19 protein-coding genes and 1 pseudogene are annotated in these 21,195 nt (G+C 67.3%); 4 read left to right on the forward strand and 16 right to left on the reverse strand.

Annotated elements, in window-relative coordinates; genetic code table 11:
- Positions 1–21: 21 nt before the first annotated feature.
- From ASE02_RS00915 to ASE02_RS00930, 4 genes are all read right to left on the reverse strand, one after another.
- Positions 22–942: an SDR family NAD(P)-dependent oxidoreductase gene (locus ASE02_RS00915; RefSeq protein WP_056730244.1), complete on the reverse strand. Its 921-nt coding sequence runs from the start codon at positions 940–942 to the stop codon at positions 22–24.
- Between the two features lie 69 nt (positions 943–1,011).
- Entirely contained in the window at positions 1,012–2,076 is a 1,065-nt protein-coding gene (locus ASE02_RS00920) for a hypothetical protein (RefSeq protein ID WP_056730246.1), read from the reverse strand.
- Between the two features lie 74 nt (positions 2,077–2,150).
- Complete coding sequence (locus ASE02_RS00925; RefSeq protein ID WP_056730248.1) at positions 2,151–3,098, reverse strand: helix-turn-helix domain-containing protein; 948 nt, start codon at positions 3,096–3,098, stop codon at positions 2,151–2,153.
- Between the two features lie 101 nt (positions 3,099–3,199).
- Positions 3,200–4,888 (reverse strand): class I adenylate-forming enzyme family protein, encoded by a 1,689-nt coding sequence (locus ASE02_RS00930; RefSeq protein WP_056730250.1) that lies wholly within the window; start codon positions 4,886–4,888, stop codon positions 3,200–3,202.
- A 225-nt stretch (positions 4,889–5,113) separates the two neighbouring features.
- Between ASE02_RS00930 and ASE02_RS00935 the strand changes: the two genes are divergently transcribed.
- A complete protein-coding gene (locus ASE02_RS00935) occupies positions 5,114–5,335 on the forward strand; it encodes a hypothetical protein (protein ID WP_156405864.1) in 222 nt (73 codons plus the stop codon).
- Between the two features lie 362 nt (positions 5,336–5,697).
- Positions 5,698–6,528 carry an enoyl-CoA hydratase/isomerase family protein gene (locus ASE02_RS00940; protein WP_056730253.1) on the forward strand — a complete coding sequence of 277 codons (831 nt, stop codon included), beginning with the start codon at positions 5,698–5,700 and terminating at the stop codon, positions 6,526–6,528.
- Between the two features lie 471 nt (positions 6,529–6,999).
- On the opposite strand, the pseudogene ASE02_RS22765 reads toward ASE02_RS00940, so the two are convergent.
- Positions 7,000–7,083 (reverse strand): annotated as a pseudogene (locus ASE02_RS22765) (hypothetical protein); the annotation flags it as partial.
- A gap of 261 nt (positions 7,084–7,344) precedes the next feature.
- Between ASE02_RS22765 and ASE02_RS00945 the strand changes: the two are divergent.
- Positions 7,345–7,914, forward strand: a complete 570-nt coding sequence (locus ASE02_RS00945; protein WP_162257119.1) for a helix-turn-helix domain-containing protein — start codon at positions 7,345–7,347, stop codon at positions 7,912–7,914.
- An 18-nt stretch (positions 7,915–7,932) separates the two neighbouring features.
- Here ASE02_RS00945 and hemN read toward each other — a convergent pair whose 3' ends face one another.
- The 9 genes from hemN to ccoN form a co-directional block, all read right to left on the reverse strand.
- Positions 7,933–9,315 carry an oxygen-independent coproporphyrinogen III oxidase gene (gene hemN / locus ASE02_RS00950; RefSeq protein ID WP_056730257.1) on the reverse strand — a complete coding sequence of 461 codons (1,383 nt, stop codon included), beginning with the start codon at positions 9,313–9,315 and terminating at the stop codon, positions 7,933–7,935.
- Positions 9,316–9,380: 65 nt separating this feature from the next.
- On the reverse strand, positions 9,381–9,539 hold the full coding sequence (gene ccoS / locus ASE02_RS00955; protein WP_056730259.1) for a cbb3-type cytochrome oxidase assembly protein CcoS: 159 nt from the start codon (positions 9,537–9,539) through the stop codon (positions 9,381–9,383).
- On the reverse strand, positions 9,536–11,710 hold the full coding sequence (locus tag ASE02_RS00960) for a heavy metal translocating P-type ATPase (RefSeq protein WP_056730460.1): 2,175 nt from the start codon (positions 11,708–11,710) through the stop codon (positions 9,536–9,538). Before ASE02_RS00960 ends, ccoS begins: the two co-directional genes overlap by 4 nt.
- Entirely contained in the window at positions 11,707–12,192 is a 486-nt protein-coding gene (locus tag ASE02_RS00965; RefSeq protein ID WP_056730261.1) for a FixH family protein, read from the reverse strand. Before ASE02_RS00965 ends, ASE02_RS00960 begins: the two co-directional genes overlap by 4 nt.
- Positions 12,189–13,697 (reverse strand): cytochrome c oxidase accessory protein CcoG, encoded by a 1,509-nt coding sequence (gene ccoG / locus ASE02_RS00970; RefSeq protein ID WP_056730263.1) that lies wholly within the window; start codon positions 13,695–13,697, stop codon positions 12,189–12,191. Before ccoG ends, ASE02_RS00965 begins: the two co-directional genes overlap by 4 nt.
- Positions 13,698–13,703: 6 nt before the next feature.
- Entirely contained in the window at positions 13,704–14,570 is an 867-nt protein-coding gene (ccoP, locus tag ASE02_RS00975) for a cytochrome-c oxidase, cbb3-type subunit III (RefSeq protein ID WP_056730264.1), read from the reverse strand.
- Positions 14,557–14,736: a cbb3-type cytochrome c oxidase subunit 3 gene (locus tag ASE02_RS00980; RefSeq protein ID WP_056730265.1), complete on the reverse strand. Its 180-nt coding sequence runs from the start codon at positions 14,734–14,736 to the stop codon at positions 14,557–14,559. Before ASE02_RS00980 ends, ccoP begins: the two co-directional genes overlap by 14 nt.
- A complete protein-coding gene (ccoO, locus tag ASE02_RS00985) occupies positions 14,733–15,467 on the reverse strand; it encodes a cytochrome-c oxidase, cbb3-type subunit II (RefSeq protein WP_056730267.1) in 735 nt (244 codons plus the stop codon). Before ccoO ends, ASE02_RS00980 begins: the two co-directional genes overlap by 4 nt.
- A gap of 16 nt (positions 15,468–15,483) precedes the next feature.
- Positions 15,484–17,004, reverse strand: a complete 1,521-nt coding sequence (gene ccoN / locus ASE02_RS00990; protein ID WP_369818503.1) for a cytochrome-c oxidase, cbb3-type subunit I — start codon at positions 17,002–17,004, stop codon at positions 15,484–15,486.
- Between the two features lie 280 nt (positions 17,005–17,284).
- Between ccoN and ASE02_RS00995 the strand changes: the two genes are divergently transcribed.
- Positions 17,285–17,497, forward strand: coding sequence for a hypothetical protein (locus ASE02_RS00995; RefSeq protein WP_056730270.1), 213 nt, complete (start codon positions 17,285–17,287; stop codon positions 17,495–17,497).
- Between the two features lie 11 nt (positions 17,498–17,508).
- Here ASE02_RS00995 and ASE02_RS01000 read toward each other — a convergent pair whose 3' ends face one another.
- Both ASE02_RS01000 and ASE02_RS01005 read right to left on the reverse strand, forming a co-directional pair.
- A complete protein-coding gene (locus ASE02_RS01000; RefSeq protein WP_056730272.1) occupies positions 17,509–19,011 on the reverse strand; it encodes a globin-coupled sensor protein in 1,503 nt (500 codons plus the stop codon).
- A 47-nt stretch (positions 19,012–19,058) separates the two neighbouring features.
- Positions 19,059–21,095, reverse strand: coding sequence for a PAS domain-containing hybrid sensor histidine kinase/response regulator (locus ASE02_RS01005; protein ID WP_056730274.1), 2,037 nt, complete (start codon positions 21,093–21,095; stop codon positions 19,059–19,061).
- Positions 21,096–21,195: the final 100 nt, after the last annotated feature.

Raw genomic sequence — 21,195 nt, forward strand, 5'->3', positions numbered from 1 at the left:
CGGACCTCAAAACTGTCAGTCTCATTGCTTCGGAACGAAGGCCTCTCGGCCGTCCATGAAGGCGGCGAAGGCCTGGTGCGCGTCGCCATAGGTTTCACGCGGCTCGGCCGTCAGCGCCGCCAGGACCGCAGGGCCGATCTGGCCCGCCTCCAGGTTTACCGGCGGTCCCTCGACGGCGAACGCGGCGCGCAGCCGGCCGCCGCCCGAGACCAGGGTTTGGCCGGTGACCTCGCAGGCCTCGCTGACCAGCCAGGAGACCAGCGGCGCCACGGCCGCCGGATCCATCCGCTCGGCCATGCCCGGGGCCAGATGCTGCTCGGTCATCGCGGTCACCGCATAGGGTGCGATGGCGTTGATCTTCAGGCCGCGCGGCGCGCCCTCGACCGCCAGTCCGCGGACCAGGCCGATCAGCGCCGCCTTGGATGACGCATAGGCCGCCATGCCGTCGCCGCCGTGCAGACCGGCCGACGAGGCGCTGACCACGATCCGCCCGGCCTTCGACGCCGACAGGGCCGGCCAGGCCGCCTGGATCAGGTGGAATGCGCCGAAGAAATTGATGTCGAAGATCTTCTGGAAGCCCTCGCGGGTCTGCCGATGCAGCCGAAGCGTTTCGGGCACGCCGGCGTTGGAGACCACCGCGTCCAGGCGGCCGAACTCGGCCAGGGCCTGGGCCACCATCGCCTCCCCGGCGTCGGGATCTTCCGCGGACTCCAGGTTGGCCACCGCCCGCCCGCCCGTGCCGCGGATCTCCGCCGCGACCGCTTCGGCGCTGGACGGCTGGCCGCGGTCGCTCCAGCGGTTGTTGACCACCACGCTCGCCCCCTGCGCGGCGAGGTCCAGGGCGTAGGCTCGCCCCAGGCCCTTGCCGGCTCCTGTGACGATCACCACCCGATCGCGCATGCCCTGCGTGGCTCCGGCGGTCTCTCGAATGCTCTCTGGCATGTGACGGACGTCCTCCCGACGCCAATCATCCACCGATCATCTCGTTATGCAAGCAACAGATGGCGGAGGCTATCCGATAGTTGTCGCATCCCCCCGGAAGGGCGTCGCCAGCGGCCGCGTCATCAGTCCGGGAGCCGCGGCGCAGACCAGCGGAATCGCATTGATCACCGTCCCGGCCACGCCCAGTTGCTCGGCCGAGGTGGCGGTCGCATCCCCCGCCCGTTTCTCCAGATCCACCGAAAGACGCACGCCCGGCTGCCCCTCCACATGGATGCGCCACAGCGGCGGATGCGGGTCTTCCAGATGGGCGGCCTCCATGTACCAGTGGATCGACATGGTGAGCTTCGGCGCGCCGCCGACAATGCCGCGCCAGCGCCAGTTCACGTGGCTGATCCCACCACGCGCGATCGGCCCGGCCGCCACGCTGAGATCCTCGGTCGCCGGGAACACCCGATGGTCGGTGTCGACCCGCTCAAGCTCCAGCCCCATGTGCTCGGCCATGGTCGAGAGCACCTCGGCGTACATGCCGTTGAGCGACGAGGCCGGCCCCCAATTCGGATCGTTGGCGTCCACGGCCTGGGGGTCCGCCCCAAATCCCAGGATCTTGAACACATAGTCGGGGTTGCGGACCGCCCGGCAATCGACGCTCTCCACCACCTCGACATGGTCGAGCTGTGAACAGACGCCGGTCGCCACCACCGCGAGTTGCTCGGCGGCGAAGCCCGGGTTCAAGCCCGCCGCCATCAGGGTTGTCCCGCCCGCCGCGCAGGCCGCCTCCAGCGCCGCCAGCCGCGCGCCGCCCCAATGCTGGGGCCGGCTATAGCCGTTGATGCTGATGACGTTCTTGCCCGCGGCCAGCAGTTGCAGGATCTCGGCGTCGTGGGAGCCGTAGGGCGGCGCCAGGCGTGCGCAGTGGATCACCACGTCGGCGTCGAGCGCCAAAATCTCGTCCATGTCGCGGGTGGCGATGACCCCGGTCGGCGGTCGCTTGGCGATATCGCCGGCGTCTCGCCCAGCCTTGTTCTCGCCGTAGACGAACAGGCCTGCCAGCTCCATCGCCGGATGATCGATGACCGCCCTCAAGCAGGTCTTACCCATGGCGCCCGTGGCCCATTGGATGACACGGTGTTTCATGGCTCCTCCCAGATTTGAGGAAACCCTAGCCGATTAAGTATCGTTATGAAAGTGACTGACCTGGCGAAATCTAGTCAGTCCGCGCCCTCCAGCACCCGTGGCGCATCGGCCTCGGTCACCTCGAAGGTGACATCGTGCGGCATCACCGGCTGGCTGCAGCACGAGCAAGTCACGGCGGGCTGCAGATCGTGTCCGTCGGCCTTGTGCCGCAGCAGCAGCGGCGGGCCTTCGGGCGAGACATAATACTTGTCGCCCCACTGCAGGAGCATCAGCAGGACCGGATAATAGTCGATCCCCTTCTCGGTCAGCCGGTACTCCGATCGCTTGCCGCCAATTTCGTGCGCTCGGATCACGCCCCGCGCCGTCAGCCAGGACAGCCGCTCCGACAGGATGTTGGTGGCCATGGCCGTGTCGCGGTGGATCTCGTCAAACCGGCGCAACCCGGTGAAGATCGAGCGCAGCACCAGGCTGGCCCAACGATCCCCGGTGATCTGGGCCACGTCCTCCATCAGGCTTGAAGCGCCCTCGGTGGCGTGGCGCTGCTGGCGGCGGCGGCTGTAGCGCGCGGCCATCCATCCGACGCCCGGCCCCTCGGTCCAGTCCACGTCGCGGGCGCTGATCTCGTCGCCGCAGCTGAGGCAGGTCGGGACCGGCTCGAAGACATGGCCGCAGGTGCGGTGCTTCAACTTCAGTTGCAGCTTGCCCTCCGGCGGGCTCCAGCGACGTTCCCAGCGCAGCATCATCAGGGATGGCCAATAGAGATCGTAGCCCTTTTGGGTCATCCGGTACTCGAACCGCGGCGGCGCCGAGCTGTAGAGCACCTTCTCCAGCACATCGGCCGCCACCAGCCGTTTCAGCCGATCGCTGAGCGGGGTCTGCAACAGCCCGGTGCGGATGCGGAATTCATCGAACCGCCGCGCCCCGATCCAGGCGGCCTCGAGAATGAGCAGCACCGAGGTGTCTCCCACCACCTCCAACGCCCGCCAGATCGAGCAGGTGCGGATGAATTTCGGCGAGGTCATGAATCAGGCGCTCTTCAAGGCCCGGAAATATCGGGCGACCAAGAATCGCGGAACGGGTCTGTCTATGCAAGTCGCATTCATTCAACCCGTCCCCAGTTCGTTCAACTCGCGGCCACGCCGGCCAACTCGCGCCGCAGCACCTTGCCCAGAGGATTGCGTGGTAGCGCATCGACGATCCGCAGTTTCTCCGGCAGCTTGAAGGCCGCGATGTCCTGGGCGCGCAGGTGGGCGTTCAGCTCCTCCAGGGTGAGTTCCTGCTCTGGCCGAAGCGCCACGACCGCGCAGACCCGCTCACCCAGCCGCTCGTCCGGATAGGCCGCGCAGCTCGCCTCGCGGACCTTGGGATGGCTCTCGATCATCACGTCCAGCTCGGCCGGCGAGATGTTCAGCCCACCCCGGATGATGATCTCCTTACAGCGGCCGACGAACCGGTAGTAGCGCCCGCCCGCCTCCGGCGTGATCTCGAACAGATCGCCGGTGCGGAAGAACCCGTCGTCGTCGAAAGCCTGGCGCGACAGCTCCGGCGCCTTCCAATAACCGTCGAAGGTCATGGCGCCGGCGATGCGTAGCTCGCCTTCGATCCCCGGCTCGGTGATCTCCTCTCCGGTCTCGGGCGCGACCAGCCGCGTGCGGATCTTGGCTGGGAAGGCCGCCGGCCAATCCACGCCCTCGGCGCCGAACCGCGGAAAGAACCTCGCTCGCTGCTCGGGATCCGGAATCGCCTCGCCGGTCGAGAACAGCGAGGTTCCCTCGTTCGAGCCGAAGACATTCATGACCGTCACGCCGTGACGCTCCTGCCAGCCCTTGACCATCCAAGGGGCCAGGGGCGCGGAACCCGAACCCAGGCATCGCAGCTTGGACAGGTCCGTGGCCGCCAGCAGGGCCTCGTTCTGCAGCAGCATGTTCAGCACCGGCGGCGGCGCGACCGTATAGGCCACGCCCTCGTCCTGCATCTGCGAGAGGAAGATCGGCAGGTCGAAGGGATGGTGCTGCACCAGCCGCCCCTGGCAGACCAGCCAGGTCATCACCATGCCGCCGATGGCGGCGATATTGATCAACGGGAACGGGTTCAGGATGGTGTCGCCCGGCTGAAGACCCGCCGCCTCGACCAGGGCCTCGCCATTGATCACCCAATGATCGTGGTGCCGCGGCACGCCCTTCGGCCGCGCCTCGGTGCCCGAGGTCCAGCAGACCGTGAGCGCCTCGGCCGCATCGAGATCGGCGGGCGTCGGGAAGGCCCCGGCGGGCGCCTTGGCCGTCAGCTGATGCAGGACATGGGCGCCGTCTGGCGCTTCATCGCCCAGGCTCACGACTTGGACGTTCGTCTCCCCAGCCGCCTTCAGATCCAGCAACATGGCGGCGTGATCGCAGCCATGGAACGCGCCGGTCGTCAGATAGACCTTGGGCTCCACGGTCGGCAGGATTTGCCGCAGCTCGTGGCCGCGATAGGCCATGGCCACCGGGCTGAGGATCGCCCCCATGCGAGCGCAGGCGAGAAACGCCACGACGCCCTCCACCAGGTTCGGCAACTGCGTCGCCACCACGTCGCCGCGGCCCACGCCCAGCGCCGCGAAGGCGTGAGCCATGGCGTCCACCCGAGCGTCAACCTGCGCGAAGGTTAGTCGCTGCTGCGCGCTCCCCACCAGGGCCTGGCGGTTCGGGGCGTCGACCAACGCCTCCTCGTTCGGACGGGCGGCCACGGCGGCGCGGAACAGAGCATCGACGGTCTGCCCCTTCCACCAGCCTCTGCGGCGGTATTCGGCGACGCGTTCGGGCGGACTGGGACGCAAGCTCGTCTCCTGCTCGAGAAGGGATCAGGCGACGCACATCGCCGCCGCTCAGAGCATGCACAGTCAGTATTGTAATGCAAGCGAGCGGACCGCTCGACACCCTGGACGGACAGCCCTGCCCTCCTGCTAACCCGCCGCATAGTCCTCGTGACCACGGCGTGGGCCGTCGGCCAAGTCGCGCTCTGGCGAACGCCGAAGCCCATCTCGCAACGCCGGAAATCGATCATGCTGCCTGGAATGGAGGTCGACATTCAGTTCAATCGGATGGTTCGGCGGCTAAAGCCCGGCGTGATTGTCCATGTCCACGACATCTTCCTGCCGGACGACTATCCGCCTCACTGGCGGGTCCGAAACTACTCGGAGCAAAACGCGCTGATGGGTTGGCTGGTAAGCGGCTACTTCGATATCCTTTGGCCAGGCCGGTACGTGGTGACGCGCCATGGATAGTATCCAGCGCAGCTTCCACGGATTTGATCTGCAAGACGGAAGGGCCGGCAGCCTCTGGCTACAACGGTCACTGCGATAGGATCGGCAATGACTATGTCGAACGAGGTTGGATAGCCCGCGCGCCTCATTAGGAAATCCGGGCTCGACGCGCAAAGGCTCGTCTCCTTCGGGGCGGCCAAGGAACGGCTCCGCGACGGCGCCGGCCGCCCGATGGTCGAGATGTGCTCTGCGGTGATCGACGCCGCCCGGAGCAACATGGAACGGCTCGTCAAATAGGGCCGGTGAAGAGACGGTTTGCACCCTCTGGGCCGAACGCCTATCGTCACATAATTTACATCATAAACGAAAGAAAGTGACACCCGATGATCGAAGCCAAGGAAGCGCCGACGCAGGATCGCTCCGAGGAAGTGCTGTACGAGGTGTCCGACGCCATCGCGACCCTCACCCTGAACCGGCCCGAACGGCTCAACACGATTTCGGGCCCGATGTTGGCCCGGCTGACCCAGCTGCTGATCAAGGCCAACGAAGACCCCGCCGTCCGCGTCATCGTCCTTACGGGAACCGGCCGCGCCTTCTGCGCCGGCCTCGACCTGGTTGACGCGACGCAAGGCTCCGGCATCGGATCGGACAAGCAGGTCTCAACGATCTCGGTCAATCTCGACCTGCGCAACACCCCGCCGACCGTGCTCTTCGCCTCCGACAAGCCGACCATCTGCGCGCTGAACGGCTCGGCCGCCGGCTACGGGATGGACACCGCCATGGGCTGCGATATCCGCATCGCCGGCGAGAGCGCCAAGATGGCCGCCGCCTTCGTCAAACGCGGCGTGGTTCCGGAATCCGGCGGCACCTGGATCCTTCCGCGCCTGCTGGGCTGGGCGAAGGCGGCGGAGTTGATCTTCACCGGCCGTACGCTGTCAGCCCGCGAGAGTCTGGAGCTTGGCCTGGTCAACCACGTCGTGCCTGACGCCGAGCTGGCGGCGAAGACCCGCGAGATCGCCCTGGAGATGGCCGCCAACGCCCCGCTGGCCGTGCAGTCGGCCAAGCGGCTGATGCGCATGGGCCTGACGGAGACCTTCAACGACCACGTCCATCACGTCTATCTGCAGTTCCTGCAGCTCATCCGCACCCAAGACTTCAAGGAAGGCATGACCTCGTTCCTGGAGAAGCGTCCCGCCGACTTCCAGGGACGCTGAGCGCGATCAGGTGCCTCGCTGTAATTCATCTAGGGCGTCGCCAGCCAGGAATTCTGGGCGGCGATCTGCGACCGGACGAGCGAGGCGCCTCCATAACGCTGGACCAGAGACCAGAGACGGCGGAACGCGCGCGCCGCCTGGGGCCTGGTGTTCGACGGCGGTCGGCTTCACGCCCTTGAGCCGTGTTTGGACCAAGGGCGGCGCCACATCCTCACTGAGGTCCGGAGCCGGGCTCGAATCTACATCGCGCATCCGTCGCGCGATGATCTCACCGCGTAGACGATCAGCGCGAGGAGCAGCTCTCTGGCGACGAGCAGTTCCCCCGCCGAAAGCGCGGTCAGGCCATCTCCTGCGAAGCACTCTGGACAAAGCCTTGCGGCAGACTGCAGGTCGCCGAAGCCCCCAGCCTGATCAGGGTGCGGGCTGTTCCTCCAACGCCTGTCAGTCGGCAAAGATCGGCGCGTCAGGCCGCGACGGCGCAAAGCGCAGGCGCTCGGCGCCGCTCGGCCCGGTCGGGTAGTTGATCGGCTGCACGTAGATGCCGTGGTCGACCAGCTGGCCGCCAGCACCCGCTGCACGCACCTCGTCGAGCGGCGACGTCATCGACCTGCAAGTCGCCCCGGAGCGTTCACGCCAAGGCGACGGCCATCTCCGTAAGACTACTTAAGGAAGGCTCCCGAATTTCGCACGCCCCCCTCCGCCCCTAGCCATAGGGCGTCGAGGAGGTCCATCCACATGCTTGCCCAGTCTCTCGCCCATCCCCGAGCGCCCGCCGTCTCCCGCCCGGACGGTCTCCTGAACCGCATTGGCGTACGTATGGCTTTTGCGAAGGACGAGGAGATCTATGGACAGGGCGAGGCCGCCAACCTCGTCTATCTGGTGGCGACCGGCGCCGTGCGCACCTCACGGTTCCTGAGTGACGGTCGGCGCCCCATCAACGACTTCTATTATCCCGGCGACATCTTCGGCCTTGAGGCGGAAAGCGAACATACCCTGTCGGCCGAGGCGCTAAGCGACTCCCTGCTCCTGGTCGCCAGCCGTTCGGCCTTGGTCGCCGCGGGCGGCGAACAGGCGCTCCAGGCCATGCTGCGCGACACCATGGTCCGCGACCTGCAAAACACCCGCGAACACCTGATGCTGCTAGTCGGCAAGACCGCCCGCCAACGGGTGTCCGGCTTCCTGCTCAGCCTGGCCGAGCGCAGTTCTGACCCGATGATCGAACTGGCCATGGGCCGCCAGGACATGGCTGACTATCTGGGCCTGACCATCGAGACGGTGTCGCGGATGATCACCGACCTGCAGAACAGCAGCCTCGTCGAGTTCCGGAACTGCCGACACTTCCTGGTTTGCGACCGCAGAGCGCTCGCGAACATCGCCGCCGGCTGATCTCGCCGCCCTGCCTGCCTACAGCGTCCTCGAATGGCGCCCCTCCTGGGCGGCGAAGTAGGTGTCGAAGACGGCGCAGATGGAGCGGACCACCAGACGACCGGCCTCGGTCACCGTGATTCGGCCGCCGTCACAGGTCACGAGGCCGTCTCGCTCAAAGCTCGCCATCTGCGCAAGTTCCCGGCTGAACTCACCCAGGTCGCGGCCGTGATCGCAACAGACGCTGTAAAGGTCGACATAGAGATCGCACATCAGCCGCTCGATGATCTCGCCGCGCAGGCGATCGGCGTTAGTGACCGCCACGCCCCTGGCGATGGGCAAATCCCCCGCCGCCAGAGCGTTCCGCCAGGCCAATTCCTGTGAAGCGTTCTGGACAAAGCCCTGGGGCAGGCTGCCGATCGCCGAGGCTCCGACGCCGATCAGGGCGCGGGCGGAGTCGGTCGTATAGCCCTGGAAGTTCCGGCGCAGGCGTCCCTGCGCCTGAGCCACCGCCAAGTCGTCGCTCGGCAGGGCGAAGTGATCCAGGCCGATGCGAACATACCCTTCCGCGATCAGGTGTTCGGCGGCGACCTCGCTCTGCTCGAGGCGCTCGGCGGCGCCGGGCAGCGCGGCCTCGTGGATCAGCTGTTGATGGGCCTTCATCCACGGCACGTGAGCGTAACCGAACAGCGCCAACCGTTCGGGGCGCAGCGGCAGCACCTGGTCGATGGTGGCCAGCGTGTTGCCCACCGTCTGATGCGGGAGCCCGTACATCAGGTCAAGATTGATCGACCCCACGCCAGCCTCACGAAGCCAGCCGACGCAGCGAGCGACGTCTTCGACGCCTTCCCGACGATTGACCGCCTCTTGCACCTGGGGCGACAGATTCTGAACGCCGAGGCTGGCGCGGCTGAGGCCGTGGCGCGCCGCGGCCCGGACCCAGTCCTGGGTCAATCCGAGCGGATCGATCTCCGCGGCCACCTCGAGGCCGGAGTCGAGCCGGAAGACGTCGCTCAACGCCCTGAACAGCACGTCGAGCTCGCCCGCCTTGAGCATGTTCGGGGTGCCGCCGCCAAGATGCACGGCGCTGACCGGCAGGCGTCCCGGCAAGGCGGCCCCCAGCAAACTCAGCTCGTCCTGAAGGTAGGCGACATAGTCGGCCACCGGCCCGTGGGTGTTCACGACCCGCGTGTTGCACCCGCAGTACCAGCAAAGCCGCGCGCAGAAAGGCACATGGACATAGACCGACACGGCCTCATCAATTGGCAGGTCGCCCAGCCAGCGCCGATAGGTCGCCGCATTGACGGCTGGCGTGAACTGAACGGCCGTCGGGTAGCTGGTGTAGCGGGGCGCCCGCCCATCGTACTTTGAGACCAGCGAGGCGTGCGAGGGCGGCGGGACAAAGGCGGCGGCGGCGGTCACGGGGCAAGCTCCAGAAGGCGACGCCTTCACCTTGCCTGGCCCGTAATAGCGCGCCGTGACATCGGTCAATCCAGCGGCCGATCGACTGGATCTTCGAGCAGTATGCGCGAGGCGTCGCCGAGCGGGTCGTCGTACTGGCCGCTCCGCACCGTCCACCAGAAGGCCGCCAGTCCGGTGAGCGCCAGCAGGATCGAGACCGTCGCCAGGAAGATCAGGATGCTCATCTGCGCGCCTTCACGCCGGTCCGCAGGGCGTTGAGCGTCACGGTCAGCGACGACCCCGACATGGCCAAGGCGGCGACCAGCGGGTTGATGAACCCGAACATCGCCGCCGGCGCGGCGATCAGGTTGTAGAGCGCGGCGAAGGCGAAGTTCTCCAGCGCCCGGCGACGCGCCGAACGCGCGACATCTAGCGCCGCCACCACCGCCTCCAACCCCTCGCCCGAGAACACCAGGTCGGCGGCGTTCTGGCTGGCGTCCAGCGCTGAGCCGGGGGCCATCGCGGCATGGGCGTTGGCGAGCGCCGGCGCGTCGTTGAGGCCGTCGCCGACCATCAACACCCGGCGACCTTCCCGGCCCCGCGCGGCGACGGCCTCGGACTTCTCGGCCGGCGTCAGCCCGGCGCGCCAGGTCTCGATCCCCAACGCCTGCGCGGCCTTGGCGACTGGCGCGGCGAGGTCGCCCGAGAGGATTTCGATAGTCAGGCCGCGTTTGCGCAGGGCGGCGATAGTCTCCACGGCGTCAGGCCGGATGGCGTCGGCGAAGGCGAAACGTATCTTGGTGTCGCCGTCGAAGCCGAACCACAGCTCGGTCTCGCTGGGCGCCGCGCCCGGTACGCCGACGAAGGCCGCCCGTCCGAGCCGAGCGTGTCGTCCACCGATCCAGCCTTCGACACCCTGGCCGGGCGTTTCGACCACATCCTCGGCCAGCGACGACACGCCCGTCTGGGCCGATAACGCCTTAGACAGAGGATGCGCCGAGGCCCGCGCCAGGGGGGCGGCCATGGCGATGGCGGCGGGGACCGGATCGAGCAGGCGCGGACGCCCCTCGGTCAGGACCCCGGTCTTGTCGAACACCACGTGGTCGACCTCAGCCAACCGCTCCAGCGCCGCACCGGACTTGACCAGCACGCCGCGCCGGAACAGCCGCGCAGAGGCGGTGATCTGCACCGCCGGGACCGCCAAGCCCAGCGCGCAGGGACAGGTGATGATCAACACCGCCACCGCCCGCAGCAGCGCCTCGCGCGGCCCGAGCCCCAGCGCCAAGCCGCCCAGGAACGTGATCATCGCGGCGCTATGGACCACCGGCACGTAGAGGGCGGCGGCCTTGTCGGCCAGGCGCACATAGAGCGAGCGCGATTGCGCCCCGGCCTCGACCAGTCGTGCGATGGCCGCGACGGCCGAGTCCTCTGAGCGCGCTGTCGCGCGCAGCCGCATCGTGCCGGTCAGATTCAGCGCGCCGGCGCGGCAGATATCGTTCGTCCCGACACGAACCGGGGCCGTCTCGCCAGTCAGCAGGGCGTTGTCGAGGTCCGATGCGCCGCCTTCGACCACGCCATCGACCGGGATGCGTTCGCCCGGACGCACCAGCAGCAGGTCGCCGGCGCGGATATCGTCGAGCGGCGTGCGATGTTCCACGCCCCCCTCCCCGACCACCACGGCGGCCGACGCCTGCATGGCCAGCAGGTCGCCCGCAGCGCTGCGGGCGCTAGCTCGCAACTGATGATCCAGCCAACGGCCGATCAGCAGCAGGAAGAGCAGCGAGATGGCGGCGTCGAAATAGGTGTCGGCCCCGCCAAGCACCGTCTCCACGAAACTGATGACCAGGGTCAAGATCACGCCGATGGAGATCGGCACGTCCATATTGGCCCGCCTCTTGCGCAGCGAGCGCCAAGCCGAGGTGAAGAACGGCATGCCTGCATAGACCGCGCAGGGCGCCGCAATCACGGCGCTCATCCACTGCATCAGGGTCCGCGTCGCCGGCCCCAGCTCCTGGCCAAACAGCCCGGCCCAGATGGGCACTGAGAACATCATCGCGTTGCCAGCCCCGAAGGCGGCCACGCCCAGCGCCATGCTCAGACGCCGTCCCTCGGCGTCATGAGCGGCCATCGCCTTGGCCGGGTCGAACGGCGTGGCCGGATAGCCCAGACCCTCGAGCCGTTCCAGCACCGCCCCGGCGTCGTCTCGTCCGCGCTCGAAGGCCACCGATAGCTTGCCGGTCGTCAGGTTCAGCCGCGCCGAAGTCACCGTCGGCATGGCGCTGATCTCGCGCTCGATCTTGGAGAGGCACGCCGTGCAGCGCGCGCCCTTGACCAGCAGGTCGATCGACGGGCGCCCATCCTCGCCGTCCCGCAGGAAGGCTGAGAAGTCCTGATGCTCCAGGACGTGCGAGGTCATGGCCATATCAGTCGACGCTCCCCTTCAAAGACCTCCGCGCCAGAGCCCGCAGCCGCGAAGTGCAGATCCCAGGCGCCGGATCCGGGCCCCACCTTGGCGAGATAGCGTCCCGGCGAAGCCTCGGTGAATTTCAAGCTGATCTGCCCGGCCTGAGTGGCCGGGCGCCGCAATACACCCTCGATTCTCAGCCCCCGCAGCGGCTGGTAGGCGCGATCGCGCATGTCGATCTCGACCCCCGGGCCGGCGGCCGCGGCGCTCGCGCGCCAACCGAGTTCGGCCTGCGCCCGCCGCTGGGCCACGGTGCGGTTGAACCCCACCCCGTCCTCATAAGGCGTCTCCGACACCTGTCCTGGGAAGGAGCGATAGGCGGCGGTCAGGAAGTATCCATTCACCGCGATGATCACCCCAAAAAAGGCGATGACGGTGAACAGGACGTGACGTCCTTCGATCCGGAAGCCCGGCTGTTCGGGTGTGGGGGTCATTGGCTGTTCGCAGCTCCAGACAGGAAGGTTGTGGCGGTCCGCGCCTCCTCCCGGGACGAGCGCACGACGAAGGTCGCGGGCAGGTTCGGGGCGCTCAACACCTGCGGCGGCAGGGTGACGAACACCCGGACGGCGCGCACCTCGTTGGCCGGAACCTCAACGGTGATCGCCTTGGCGGTCTCCGACGATCCGGGCATTTTCAGCACCGCGGCAGGCTGGCCCTTCAGGGCGATCGTCATCTGCTCGGACTGGAAGCTGCGGTTGGCGACCTTCAGGGTGTAGCCGTTGCGGACCGCGCCATCGTGCAGCCGCACGAACACCGGGTTGCGGTCGCGCGTCACGTGCAGGTCCAGCGTCGTCCGGGTGGACAGGCCCCAGATCATCAACGCCGACACCGCCCCCAGAGCGAGCGCATAGAACACCGTCCGCGGCCGCACCAAGCGATAGAGCGCTGGGCGTCCCGCCGCCCTCGCCTCGACCGCGGCGTCGGTGTCATAGGCGATGAGCCCCGCCGGGCGGCCGACCTTGATCATCACCTCGTCGCAAGCGTCGATACAGAGACCGCAGTTGATGCACTCGAGCTGTGAGCCGTCGCGGATGTCGATGCCCATAGGGCAAGCGGTGACACACTGGTTGCAGTCGACGCAGTCGCCGCGACCAGCCCAGTCCGCGCCCTTCTTGTGCGCCCCGCGCGGCTCGCCGCGATCATGGCGATAGGTGACCTGCAAAGAGTGGGTGTCGAGCATCGCGCCCTGGATGCGCGGCCAGGGGCACATGTAGACGCAGACCTGCTCGCGCATCATGCCGGCGAAGACATAGGTCGTGAAAGTCAGGAGGGCGCAGAAGACGTAGCCGGTGGTCGGCCCCTGCCCGCTCCAGAAGTCGCGCAGCAGGCTCGGAGCGTCGTGGAAGTAGAAGATCCAGGCGCCGCCGGTGGCGAAGGCGATTCCCAGCCACACCGCGTGCTTGCCGACCTTCCGCCACGCCTTGCTAAGCGACCACGGCGCCGTGTCGAGCCGCATGCGGGCGTTGCGATCGCCCTCGAACAGCCGCTCGACATAGATGAAGAGGTCGGTCCAGACTGTCTGCGGGCAGGAATAACCGCACCACAGCCGGCCAAACAGCGCCGTGACCAGGAATAGGGCCAGCGCGGCGATCACCAGCAGGCCGGTGATGAAGTGCACCTCCTGCGGCCAGAGCTGGATGTCGAAGACGTAGAACCGCCGGCCGGCGAAATCGACCAGCACCGCTTGGTCGGGTAGGTTCCCCGGCCGCGACCAGCGGATCCACGGCGTCACGTAATAGATCACCAAGGTGGCGATCAGCACCGCCCACTTGATCGCCCGCCACCGGCCATGAACCAACTTCGGATAGATCGGCGTGCGCGGCTTGTACAAGCCACCGCCCGGCCCGCCGGCGGCGCGGACCCGAGCGGCGGCCGAGACAGGACCCTTGCCGGCGGGGGCCGGCTTGGGGGGCTGGGTCCGGTCTATGACGACCGTCATGGCGCTCTATTGCCCCCCGGCGTTGGCGTGGATGTAGACGGCCAGCGCCTTAAGGGTTTCAGGATCAAAGCGGGTCTTCCAGGACGGCATGACCCCGCCCTTGCCAGCCCAGATTTGGCCGCGGATGTCGTCGCGCGAAGAGCCGTAGAGCCACTCCTGGTCGGTCAGGTTCGGCGCGCCCTTGGTCTGGTCGCCAAGCCCCTCAACGCCGTGGCACGCGGCGCACTGCTCGGCGTAGGTCGGCGCGGCGCGCGCGACCGCCGCGGCGTCGGCCTTACGCCGTGAGAGCATCACCACGTACTCGGTCAGGTCCGAGATCTGCGCCGAGGTCAGCATCTGGTCGCGGCCGAACGCCGGCATCTGCGAGAACCGCGTCTGCGGATGGTCCGAGCGGATGCCCACCTCGATGGTCCGGTGGATGTCGCTCAGCGAGCCGCCCCACAGCCAGACGTCGTCGCGCAGGTTGGCGTAGCCCTTGGTCCCCACGCCGCCGGTGCCATGGCAGGTCGCGCAGTTGTCGCCGAACACCGACTGGCCGATCGCCTGGGCGTAGGCTTGGAGTTCCGGATCGGCCTCGATCTCCTCGAGCGACGCCTTCTGCAGCTTGGCGGCCTGGGCGCCGCGCAGCTGCTTCAGGCCCTGCAGTTCGCGCACCACGTCGGCGCGGTCTGATTGGCCGAGCATGCCCTTGGTGTAGCCGCTAACGCCCGGCCAGGCTGGCATCAGCACCCAATAGACGGCCGCCACCGCGATGCCGGCATAGAAGACGTAGAGCCACCAGCGCGGCAGCGGATTATCCAATTCACGGATGCCGTCCCACTCGTGACCCGTGGTCTCGACGCCCGTGACCTCGTCGGTCTCACGCTTCGACATCGGGGGCCTCATGGTCTTGCAGGGGAAGGCTGGCGAGGCGCTTGAACGCCGCGCGATTGCGGGGCCACAGGGCGTAGGCGACGCCGCAGGCGAAGATCGCGCTGAAGTAGATCAGCCCGCCCTGTTGGGCGAACCGGGCCACGGTTTCGTAGGTTAGCTCGCTCATCGCCGGTTCTCCGGCGCCTCGGCCTGGTAGGTCGAGAAATCGACCAGGCCGCCGAGCATCTGGAGATAGGCGACCAGGGCGTCCATCTCGGTCAGGCGATCTGGATCGCCGTCGAAGTCGCGTTGCAGGACCTTGCCGCCATAGCGGTTCTGGAGCTTGGTCGGGGCCGCGAAGGGATCGGCCTGGGTCTCCAGATCTTCCTTGGCGTTGTCGATCATGTCCTGGGTGTAGGGCACGCCCACCCGGGTCATGGCGCGGATCTTGTCTTCGATCGCCCCGTAGTCGAGCGTCTTCTTGGCCAGGAAGGCGTAGGGCGGCATGACCGATTCCGGCACCACCGAGCGCGGATCGATCAGGTGGTCGGTGTGCCAACTGTCGGAGTACTTGCCCCCGACGCGCGCCAGGTCTGGCCCGGTGCGCTTCGACCCCCACTGGAACGGATGGTCGTACATGCTCTCGGCCGCCAGGCTGTAGTGGCCGTAGCGTTCGACCTCGTCGCGCAGCGGACGGATCATCTGCGAGTGGCAGGTGTAGCAGCCCTCGCGGATGTAGATGTCGCGGCCTTCGAGTTCGAGCGGGGTGTAGGGCCGCACGCCCTCCACCTTCTCGATGGTGCTCTCCAGATAGAAGAGCGGCGCGATTTCCACGATGCCGCCGATCGAGACGACGATCAGGATGGCGATGACGAGCGGCAACGAGTGCCGCTCCAGCTTGGTGTGATGCTTCCACATGATCTGCTTAAGGCCCCTACTCGGCCGCGATGAGCGCGGGCGCGGGCGCGGTCAGACTCTGCGCGCTAGGCGCGGAGCTGGGCATGCGGACGGTGCGCCACAGGTTGTAGGACATGATCACCGCGCCGGAGAGGTACATGAGCCCCCCGATGGTGCGGATGACGTTCTCGATGTGCTTGGCGGCGACGGTCTCGACGAAGGAGTTCGCGAGGAAGCCTTGGGGCGTGTATTCGCGCCACATCAGGCCTTCCATGACGCCCGAGACCCACATCGCGCAGATGTAGAGAAGGATCCCCAGCGTCGCGATCCAGAAGTGCCACTCGGCCAAGCGGTTGGAGTAGAGCTTTTCCTTCTTCCACAGCCACGGAACCAGGCAGTACATCGCCCCGAAGGAGATGAAGCCGACCCAGCCCAGCGCCCCGGAATGCACGTGGCCGATGGTCCAGTCGGTGTAGTGGCTGAGCGAATTGACCTCGCGGATCGACATCAGCGGACCTTCGAAGGTCGACATGCCGTAGAAGGCGATAGACACCGCCATCATCCGGATCACCGGATCGGTGCGCAGCTTGTCCCAGGCGCCCGACAGGGTCATCAGGCCGTTGATCATCCCGCCCCAGGACGGCATCCACAGCATGATCGAGAAGGTCATGCCCAGGGTCTGCGCCCACTGCGGCAGGGCCGTGTAGTGCAGATGGTGCGGGCCCGCCCAGATGTAGATGAAGATCAGCGACCAGAAGTGGACGATGGACAGGCGGTACGAATAGACCGGCCGCTCCGCGCGCTTGGGCACGAAGTAGTACATCATCGCCAGGAAGCCGGCGGTCAGCAGGAAGCCCACGGCGTTGTGGCCGTACCACCACTGGATCAGGGCGTCCTGAACCCCCGCGAACAGCGAGACGCTGCGGCTGCTGAGGCCGTTGATCGGAACCGCCAGATTGTTGACGATGTGCAGCAGGGCGATGGTGACGATGAAGGCGAGGTAGAACCAGTTCGCCACATAGATGTGCGGCTCCTTGCGCTTCCAAAGCGTGCCCAGGAAGATGAACAGATAGGCGACCCAGACGGCCGTCAGCCACAGATCGACAACCCACTCGGGCTCGGCGTACTCGCGCGATTGGGTGATGCCGGCCAGGTAACCCGTGGCCGCGAGCACGATGAAGAGTTGGTAGCCCCAGAACACGAACCAGGGCCAGACGCCGCCCGCGAGCCGGGCCCTGCAGGTGCGCTGGACGACATAGAAGGACGTCGCGATCAGAGCGTTGCCGCCAAAGGCGAAGACCACGCCCGAGGTGTGCAACGGCCGCAGCCGGCCGAAGTTCAGCCAGCCGTGCTCAGGAAAATAGAACACCGCAGGCCAGGACAGCTGGGCGGCGATCACCACCCCGGCCAGCAGGCCCACGATCGCCCAGAACATCGTGGCGATCACGCCGGCCCGGACGACGCCGTCGGCATACGCATTTTCCGGGGACCGGAGACGGCCCGAGGTGATGGCGACGGTCATGACCAAGAGCGCGATCACGAACGCGCCCAGGAACATCCAGCCCTGGAACCGGAAGAGCCTGTCGTCCGACAGGGCGGTGGCCAGCAGGGCGCCGAAGGCGAGCAGCCCCGTGGTCACGAAGAGCAGCACCGCGTCGAGGGGCGCCGCCTTTGATGTTGCCGATTGAGTAGACATGGTCCCCGCCAGCCGTTGAAACGCCCGGGGCCACTTCGCGCGGATGGTGTGCGCGCGCCTTGATTTCGATCAATGCGGCGCCCATGCCGGCGTCGGATCGTGCCGCAGAACCAGAGCCGACCAGGAGCCCGCCGTGCATCGCATGCAACCCTTACGCGCCTGGGGCGCTGGCGTCGCCCTGGCCGTCGCCGCGGGGAGCGCCGCCCAGGCCCTCGCCCACCAGAAGGCCGTCGAGGCCATGGGAGCGATTTGCGGCCAAGGCGCCTCGCCCCATTGTGCGTGGTGCGCCGTCGGCCTGGTCGCCGCGGCGACCGGCCTGTCGTTGCTCGTGCAGCGGCGGCCGGCCGACGCCTAGGCTGCGCCTCCTCATGAGTGGGCGGCCGTCGCGCGGATGGGCCTCCTGGCGACCGCGCGCGACGGGTCCTCGATGCGAAAACGCGCGACCGCCTGCCCGAGCCTTCTGGCCTCGCCGGCCAGGGCGTGGCTGGCGGCCGTCGATTGCTCGACCATCGCGGCGTTCTGCTGAGTGACCTGATCCATCTGGTTGACCGCGGCGTTGACCTGGGCGAGCCCGACCGACTGCTCCTGCGCCGATGCCGCGACGTGACCAAACAGCGTGTTCATTTCAGCCACCTGCCCGCCGATGGATTGCAGCGCCTCCCCCGTACGCCCGACCAGGGCGACGCCCTCCTGGACCTGTTGAGCCGAGGCCCCGATCAACACCTTGATCTCCTTGGCCGCTTCAGCCGAGCGCAACGCCAACCCCCGGACCTCCGAGGCGACCACGGCGAACCCCCGGCCCGCCTCGCCGGCCCGCGCCGCCTCCACCCCGGCGTTCAGCGCCAGCAGGTTGGTCTGGAAGGCGATCTCGTCGATCACGCTGATGATCTGACCGACCTCATCCGAAGACTGGGTGATCTTCTCCATGGCCGCCACCGCCTTGGCCACCACCACTCCGCCCCGCTCGGCCTCGGCGCGGGCGTCGCCGACCAGGGTGTTCAGCCGCTTCGCCCCCTCCGCGGTCTGACGCACGGTGGCGGTGATCTCGTCCAGGGTCGCGGCGGTCTCTTCCAAGCTCGCAGCCTGCTGCTCGGTTCGGCGCGACAGGTCATCGGCCGCCGCGCTGATCTCCGAGGAGCTGCTGTCAATGACCTGGGACACCTCGGTCAGGGTCCGGAACGCGCCAGCCAGCGCCTCGACCGCGGTGTTGAAGTCTGACCTCAGCCCCTCGTACTCAGGCGGCAGCTCGGCCTGGAGCCGGTAGACGAAATCGCCCTCGGCCAGCCGCTTCAGGGCCTTGCCAAAGGAGTCCCGGACGAGGGCCTGCTGTTGGGCCACCGCTTCGATTTCGGCGCGTTTACGCTCGCGCTCGGCCGCCTCGAGATAGACTGAGATGGCGTAGTCCATGTCGAGCATGATGGCCTTGATCAGCGCCGCCAATTCGTCGGCCGCCTGGCCTCCGTCGCCGGACCGTCGTTGCAGAAATCCGGCCGGCCAGGCGCGGCGCAACAGGGCGCGCACCAAGCTCTCAGCGACCAGGGCGTAGCCGCCGATGTACCACCGCGGCGCCAGTCCGATCCGAGCGTGGGTTTCACCGACCAGACGGACCGCCTGGACATAGTCATGGTCGTAGTCGGCGGTGGCGATCAGCCGCCAGTGCCTAATCTGCGCGGCGTGGGCGGCGCCGATCTGACGCTCGCTAGTGAACTGACGCTGGGTTTCCGGCGTCTCACGGATACGAACATAAAGCCCGTCCAGCGCATTCGGGAGTTCCGCGGCGAGGAACCCCTCCAACGAACGGAGCGCGGCGCGCGCCTCGTCGTCCATGCCCATAAAGGCCAGGCGTTCTTCCAACTGATGGTCGGACATCGAACTCTTCTCTCCCGATTTAAGTCCGCACCGGAGCTGTCGCCGCTTCAGGCGGCGGCTTCCCCCGAAGGCGGTGCTCCCAGCTCCAAGTGCTGAGCTATCTTTTGCAGCAGCTCTGAGGCGCGGATCGGCTTGGGCACGAAATCGTCCATGCCGGCCGCCCGGCAGGCGGTGATCTCTTCGGCCGCGGCGTTGGCTGTGACGGCGATGATCGCCACCGCGCCCGCCCGTCCGGGCAGCGCCCGAATCGCACGAGAGGCCGCCAGGCCGTCCATCTTCGGCATGTGGACATCCATTAGGACCAGATCGAAACGTCCGGTCCGCACGGCTTCCAGAGCCGCCTCCCCGTCCTCGGCGAACTCATGGGCCAATCCAGCTTCATCCAGCACGATCGCGGCCACCGTTCGGTTGAGCGGATGATCCTCGGCCACCAGGATGAGCGGTGCCCCCTCGTGGCGAGGCGGCATTTCAGTTGCGCTCGCCGGAGACTGCAGGCCATCGACGTCTGCGATCTCGAACGGCAGCTCGCAGACGATCTGGGCTCCGCCAGGCTTGGCGTTCTCCACCCAGATACGGCCGCCCATCAGCGTGACCAGTTCGCGGCAGATCGTCAGGCCAAGCCCAGTTCCGCCGTACCGCCGCGTCGTTCCAACATCAGCCTGGACGAACGGATCGAACAGCCGCTCCCGCAACGCCTCGTCAATGCCCGGACCGCTGTCGATCACCTCGAACCTAAGTTCTCCGCTCGTAGGCTTCCACCGCAGGGTGAGCGCGACCGCCCCTTGATCGGTGAACTTGAGAGCGTTGCTCAGAAGGTTCGACAGGATTTGCCGCAACCGCTGGGCGTCGCCGACCAGGGCGGTCGGGAGGCGCGAGACCCGCACCTTGAGGCGCACCCCCTTGGCTTGCGCCGCAAAGCGCCAGACATCGGCGACGTCGGCCGCGGTCTGGGCGGGTGAGAACGGGCGTGGATCCAGTAACAGCGCGCCAGCCTCCACTCTGGCCAGATCCAGCACCTCGTTCAGGATCGAGAGCAGGCCCTGGCCGGATGACTGAATGATTTTCACCAGCTCCAGATTGTCGTCGGCGAGATTGCGCCGTGACAACGCGTCGGCCACCGCGAGCACGCCGTTCAGCGGCGTCCGCAATTCATGGCTCATGGTGGCCAGGAATCGGGACTTGGCGAGATTGGCCGTCTCGGCGATCGCCCGTGCGCTCTGAGCGACGAGGGCCAGGTCCTGGAGCGCCTGCGCTTGCCGCTCCAGTCCATCGTGGAGCGCCTCGAGTTCGGCGATCTTGCCTCGCAGCTCGGCGTTGGCGGCGCGCAAGGCCTCGTCTTTCTGAAGCCGCACCGAGATATCGCGACATACGCCGATGAATTTCCGTTCGCCGGCGATGACCGCCTCGCCCACCGAGAGCTCGATGGGCACCGTCCCCCCATCCCGGTGCAGCAGCGGCAGCGGGCGCGGTCCCACGTTGAGGATGCCGCTCACGCCGTGGCTCAGATAGCGCTCGATCTGTCCCTGGTGAGAGCTGCGATACGGCTCGTCCATCAGGGTCTGGATCGGGCGTCCGACCAACTCGGCCTCCGTCCACCCGGTCAGGCTCTCGGCGGCCGCGTTCGCGCCTTCCATGACGCCTTCGACGTCGATTACGATGATGGCGTCGGCAGCGTGAGCCAGAATGGCCCGCAGGCGATCTTCCAGCGTCCTGAGGCGCTCTAACCCGTCGCGCCGGGTGGTGACGTCCTGCAATGTCAGGACGACCCCGACCCGACCCGCCCCGATCCATCTGGGCAGCAGCGAAATCCGGACCAGCCGTGCGTTCGCAGCCTCCAGCTTGATCATGCCCGGACGCCCGGCGAGCGCGTCATCGACAAGCGGTCGAACGACTTCCCGGTCGGCCCGGCTGAAGAGGTCCAGAAGATGAGGCCGGGCATGCTCGTATGTGTTTGCACCGCGACCCTCCCGCGCGACGCCTCCCCAGGAAACGCAACGCAGGTCGGCGTCGAAGTCGAGAACCAGCAACGAGAAGCTTAGTCCCAAGAGGTCGCCGGCCGGAGCGTCGGCCAGCAGCTGCGCCAACAATGCAGCGGCCGCTTCGCCCGAACGAGACTGTTCTTTCATTGCGGCTCCCCGAATCATTCCTCCCAAGGAGCTTGGGGCCGGCGGCGGCGATTAAAAT

The organism is Phenylobacterium sp. Root700 (assembly GCF_001429025.1).
GTDB lineage: Bacteria > Pseudomonadota > Alphaproteobacteria > Caulobacterales > Caulobacteraceae > Phenylobacterium.